Here is a 288-nt window from a genome sequence, read left to right on the forward strand (position 1 = left end):
CGAAAAAGGAAAACCCCCTCGCATTATTTTTGAAGAATGTGGATTTGATGTAGAAATCATTGGCATACAACGTGTTATATCATCAGGAAATCGGTGGCGTACTTCCTATAAGAAAGATGGTGTATTTGGTCTAAGAGATACGCGTAAAGAAAACTCAGGAAGAAAGCTAGAGAGAGAACTTACATTAGAAGAGAAATATGCGCGTTTGGAAGCGGAACGAAACCTATTAAAAGCTGAAAATGAATTGTTAAAAAAGATAAAACTTATGGAAGGGAGGATGAGAAAGAA

The 288-nt window shown here is 36.5% G+C and carries 1 pseudogene; it reads left to right on the top strand.

The features are described from left to right. Positions 1 to 288, top strand: a pseudogene (locus MR056_RS22040) (IS3 family transposase); the annotation flags it as partial.

The organism is Bacillus cereus group sp. BfR-BA-01360 (assembly GCF_022663595.1).
Classification (GTDB): Bacteria; Bacillota; Bacilli; order Bacillales; family Bacillaceae_G; genus Bacillus_A; species Bacillus_A cytotoxicus.